This window comes from Prevotella sp. Sow4_E9_plate, assembly GCF_052116205.1.
In the GTDB taxonomy this organism is placed as follows: Bacteria; Bacteroidota; Bacteroidia; order Bacteroidales; family Bacteroidaceae; genus Prevotella.
This window is the reverse complement of the sequence record NZ_JBQKLN010000087.1, coordinates 1-4,560: the sequence shown is the minus strand read 5'-3', so window position 1 is coordinate 4,560 and position 4,560 is coordinate 1. Positions and strand designations below refer to the sequence as shown.

Sequence of the window (4,560 nt, the reverse complement as noted above, 5' to 3'; positions counted from 1 at the left end):
GAAAATCAGCGACTTGACCAACTTTTTATAGTTAAGTTTTCATAAGCATTTCTTAATATAAGTTATTGATTTACAGCCGATTAAATATTAATTTAACGCAGTATTGATAAACGATATCGTCTATAATAAGCCAACGATCATGTGAACGCTCAAAGGTATGAAGTCTTGTCGGCTCTAAAGGATACTGGGTGTTATAATTTGCTATAGCATCACATAAAGCAGGTGTTGCAAATCGACTTTTCACATAACAATCTAAAGTTACGCCTGTATTACGCTTATGAAAACGATCCAAGAGAGAAGCTGTTATATAGTCATCAATTAGAACGATCCTACGTTTAGCCTTTTGGATTAGCTCCTCTACCAAGACAAAGGCATCAAACATTTGTCCATCAAAGAAAATCCCCAATTTTTGCTTAAGCGAACCATCATCTAGACGACTCATAATCTGATCAAAACGAGCATCTATATTTTTCAAGCCTCGTTTAGTTTCTATACGAAATGCTTCAAGCGACTCTATTCTCTGAAATAATCCTGCATTAGAGAAGATAAATTTGCGCATGGCAACAAAAACATCGATTATGCGAATGCTTGTCTCAATAGCACGGTCACTTTTCAATACGGATGACAATTGGCTTACACCTTGTTCAGTAAAAGCAAAAGGAGGACGTCTGACTCCCATCTTTATAGCCTGAATTTCATCTTCACTCATATAATTGGAGGTCACAAATTGTGACTTCCAATTATTCCATTCCTCTTCTGTCAAACGAAACATATAATAATCAGGAAAGCGCTTCATGTTACGCTTTACTGCCTGATTGAGAACTTTTGTCTCAACTTGGTAGAGCTGGGCGAGGTCACGATCAAGCATCACCTGCACGCCACGAATAGAATATATTCTCCTTTGAATTTCATTTTGAGAAGGCAAGAGTACTGATTGCCCTGACAATATTGTTAAGTTGTTATTATCTTTAGACATATGCTATTATTCTACTTTATTTTTATAGAAAGCAAAGATACAACTTTATTTCGGAACAACCAAGAGATTTTCAAAAAATCTTGCGTAGAAGAAAGGAATCTACATTGAACCCATCCAAGACTGTTGTTCTGCAACTACTAATTTATTTAAGGTCGGAAGCATCTGCTCTATCTTGCGACACTTCACCTTATTGTAATAGAAGTCGATGTCATCTAGCAACTCAATAGAAGAGGTCGTCTTCAGGGCGATTATTCTTAGCCCATTGTTCTTCTAACTTACCGATTATTTCCTTTCTAAAGGAATTTCTATCTTCTTTATTCATTGGTATATTGCTGTTTTATTTTCCCTCATTGCAGTATCGCTCTGCACTAGTCGTCACTCGAATGAGGAGGTTATTCTAAAGTTCCACATCATCCAAATTCACATCCGACAAGTCTGCTCCAATAATCGTCACTCGATTGTTGTATTTACGTATCTCATGCCCATCCTTTATTTGCTTGGTGTAGCGATTGGCATCCAACTGGAGGCAACGACACACATTGCGACTTGCTATTTCCATGTTCTTGTCGATAATGATGATTTGTGCATCGTGGTTCTCTCGCAACATATCACAGAAATAGTTGTCGGCTGAAGAGAATGAATAGCCAAGAATGATGATCTTACTTGCACGCAGCACCATCTGAGAAGCATGATACCATGTATCAATGTAATGCTTGGATATGACAGGGCGCAACTTTAATGGTGGCAAGAATGATGGGATGGGTATAGACTTGTGGTCTGGATCAAAACTTATCTCGGATGCAAGTTGATTCTTGAAAAAATCTTCTAAATCAATGGTCGTTAAATCATCATGCAGAAAATCGTTCTTGTTCTCTACATCTACATACTCTTTGAGTGAGCCATGGAAATAGAGAGCAGTCGGAGAGGCTTGGGAAGCATACGATGTATAGTTGAACGTGATGACTTGGCAGTCTTTTCCATCCAATTGGTCGTAAATAGTGTGGTTTTCTTTGCTCTCTACAGCCACATTCTCTTGCGCCTTTCGCTGCTCCTCGCTTACCAAGTATGCCCATAGAATCCAGGATATGTATAGATAGTCGCGGATATAACTGTTTTGCCCCGTATAAAATCCATAGAAATACCCTGCGAGCAATTGCTCTATATCGAGCATATTCTTATAGATATGGCGCAAGATGGGATTGTTCGACTCATGGATGCTCTTCTGAAGTATCTCCACGATGATGTTCTTGAATGTGTCGGTATAGTTGAGATGGCTTAAATCTATGATGCTGTCATCTTTTACAACCGTATTAAAAACCTCTTCTATCAAGTTCATCGTCTCGGCATCAATCTCTGCTCCTTTCTTGAAGTCCAACACCTTTTTGAAAAGGCGAACGATAAGCATGCCCAACTTGCGTTGTGACTCATCAAGGCTTGCGTTGTTGGCAAGTTCGTCGTTGATATTATGGCAAATGGAAACAATCTCCCTGTCCAAGTCCTTTGCCAAACGGTCGATGGCTGTACTCACAAACTTGTCGAAATGGAAATGTACTCTGCCTATTGCCTTGCGCAAAATGGCATCAAGCGTCTTGCCTTCATCGGTTTCCAAGAAATCGACAATGCGAGGTATAAGGTCGGCTGATGTCGGCAAGCCTATTGTGGCATCCACTCCAGCACCGAGCACTACCAGACTAAGTGGCTTATCCTTGCTTCCCAATATTTTGCGAGCGAATTCCTCACCAAAGAAATATTGGTTCTGAGTCTTTGCCTTGAGAGCAATTTGATTGGCTCCGTTGTTGATATCAAATGATGTATCTGCCATTTTCAAAATTTGAATGTTAGAAAGAGGGTTAGGATACTTTCCAAAGTATCTTAGGATACTTGGCGAAGTATCTTAGGATACTTGCCCATGTATCTTAGGATACTTTTTGGGGGGTGTTTTAGCGACCTGCTTGACGGATAGTCTTTTTGCGCGCCGTCCAGGCAGTATTGATTGCCACCCGGATGTTGTCGATGGTCTGTCCTTTCTCCCATTTCGGCACGAAGGGAAGGAGGAGGGTGATGAAACTCTGCTTCACTATCAGCTCATCGGTGAGGGATGGCTCTTGCTGTCGCATGGTTGCCACCACCTCGCCCAGGTCTCTCGCTGTCTTGCAGGAACGAAGGAGGGTGATGTAGCCTCGCAAGGATTCCACCTTATTTATATATATAGACAAAGCCTGTTCTTCCTCGGTGAGAGGTTGAGATGCTTCGCCATCCTTGGCAAGCGTCTTCTCTGCGAACTGGTCGCCATAGAAGTTTTGCTCTGCCTTTGTAGCGTTGGGGAGGATTTGGTTATTGCCTCCGTATATGTTGAAAGTTACATCTGACATCGGATAAAGGTAAAAAGGTAAAAGGGTAAAAAGGTAAAAGGGTAAAAAATGACTTGCTGGCTATGATTTCTTAATGATTTTCTTAATCTTATTCAATAGATATTCAACGTTTTTCAATGCCTTTCAACGGAATTGTTTTCGGTCCTCGGATGTTGTATCTTTGCAACCGTAAATCAGACGGGATTACAAATCCCTTGATACACATAGATGATGCGCAAAGTCTATCTTCACTTAGTATTAACAATTTAAAAGAAAGGAATCGATTATGATTGAGTATTCTATTTACATGATGGGTAATCCTATCAAACCAGAGGAGCCTCAAAAGGCTTATGCCAAGAACCAAGTTCGTGAAATCTGGGACTTGAACAAGTTTTGCAAGCACATTGCTTCACACAACGCTGGCTACAGCCGAGGTATGGTGAAAGCTATCCTGTCGGACATGTGCGACTGCATTGTAGAGCAACTGCTCAACGGCAACAAGATTAAACTCGGTGAGTTTGGTGTCTTTAGCATTTCCATCAACTGTGAGGGTGCGGAGTCGCTGGAGAAGTTTACCGAGGAAAACATCAAGTCGGTGAACATCAAGTTCAACCCTGGTGTGGACTTTGAGAACCTTGTTGATAAAGCTGAGTTCAAACTCGTGGCAAGCCGTGCTGGTCAAGCTGCCTTGCTTAAGGCTGAAAAGGCGAACGAGAGTACCGTTGACCTGGAGGCTGCGAAGAAGAAGCCTACCAAGGACGAGGGTGACGGTGGCAACAAGCCATCTGGCGATGGTGGTGATACACCAAACCCTGGTGGCGACAACACTTCTGGTGGCGGCAGCAACCCTGACGGAGAGGATGTAGGAATGTAGGAGTAATCCATCGGCTGTGCCCAGCTTAGGGCTGGGTGCAGCCACCTCTTTGCTATCTAACTGATGTTTCATCTTTAATTTCATTTACTATTATGATCAATCTCAATGAAAATCAAAATTCGGGAATCAAGAAGATTTCTTGGATTCAAATCGTGAATGCTGTCGTTCAAGCTATCATCGCTGCCCTGACGGCACTTGGAGTAAGCTCGTGCGCAAACATTTTATAATGGATAATTTATAATGTACAATGTATCAATACTGCGTTAAATTAATATTTAATCGGCTGTAAATCAATAACTTATATTAAGAAATGCTTATGAAAACTTAACTATAAAAAGTTGGTCAAGTCGCTGATTTTC

Annotated in this window: 5 protein-coding genes; 2 read left to right on the top strand and 3 right to left on the bottom strand. The window is 41.2% G+C overall.

The annotated features are described in order from the left end of the window. Positions 1–70: 70 nt before the first annotated feature. The 3 genes from ACTQ53_RS17105 to ACTQ53_RS17095 all read right to left on the bottom strand — a co-directional run bounded on the left by ACTQ53_RS17105 (position 71) and on the right by ACTQ53_RS17095 (position 3,348). Positions 71–976 carry an ORF6N domain-containing protein gene (locus tag ACTQ53_RS17105; protein WP_441934483.1) on the bottom strand — a complete coding sequence of 302 codons (906 nt, stop codon included), beginning with the start codon at positions 974–976 and terminating at the stop codon, positions 71–73. A 397-nt stretch (positions 977–1,373) separates the two neighbouring features. Further along, entirely contained in the window at positions 1,374–2,798 is a 1,425-nt protein-coding gene (locus ACTQ53_RS17100; RefSeq protein WP_441934481.1) for a hypothetical protein, read from the bottom strand. A gap of 118 nt (positions 2,799–2,916) precedes the next feature. After that, positions 2,917–3,348, bottom strand: coding sequence for a hypothetical protein (locus ACTQ53_RS17095; protein WP_441934479.1), 432 nt, complete (start codon positions 3,346–3,348; stop codon positions 2,917–2,919). 265 nt (positions 3,349–3,613) lie between these two features. Here ACTQ53_RS17095 and ACTQ53_RS17090 point away from each other — a divergent pair, with 265 nt between their 5' ends. Both ACTQ53_RS17090 and ACTQ53_RS17085 read left to right on the top strand, forming a co-directional pair. Beyond that, positions 3,614–4,201 carry an HU family DNA-binding protein gene (locus ACTQ53_RS17090; RefSeq protein WP_441934477.1) on the top strand — a complete coding sequence of 196 codons (588 nt, stop codon included), beginning with the start codon at positions 3,614–3,616 and terminating at the stop codon, positions 4,199–4,201. Positions 4,202–4,293: 92 nt separating this feature from the next. Beyond that, positions 4,294–4,428, top strand: a complete 135-nt coding sequence (locus ACTQ53_RS17085) for a smalltalk protein (RefSeq protein ID WP_295347597.1) — start codon at positions 4,294–4,296, stop codon at positions 4,426–4,428. Positions 4,429–4,560 lie beyond the last annotated feature (132 nt).

Bases quoted from the DNA above. Each gene is read 5' to 3' on its own strand.
- ACTQ53_RS17105 (WP_441934483.1), bottom strand. From the start codon at position 976: ATGTCTAAAGATAATAACAACTTAACAATATTGTCAGGGCAATCAGTA.
- ACTQ53_RS17100 (WP_441934481.1), bottom strand. From the start codon at position 2,798: ATGGCAGATACATCATTTGATATCAACAACGGAGCCAATCAAATTGCT.
- ACTQ53_RS17095 (WP_441934479.1), bottom strand. From the start codon at position 3,348: ATGTCAGATGTAACTTTCAACATATACGGAGGCAATAACCAAATCCTC.
- ACTQ53_RS17090 (WP_441934477.1), top strand. From the start codon at position 3,614: ATGATTGAGTATTCTATTTACATGATGGGTAATCCTATCAAACCAGAG.
- ACTQ53_RS17085 (WP_295347597.1), top strand. From the start codon at position 4,294: ATGATCAATCTCAATGAAAATCAAAATTCGGGAATCAAGAAGATTTCT.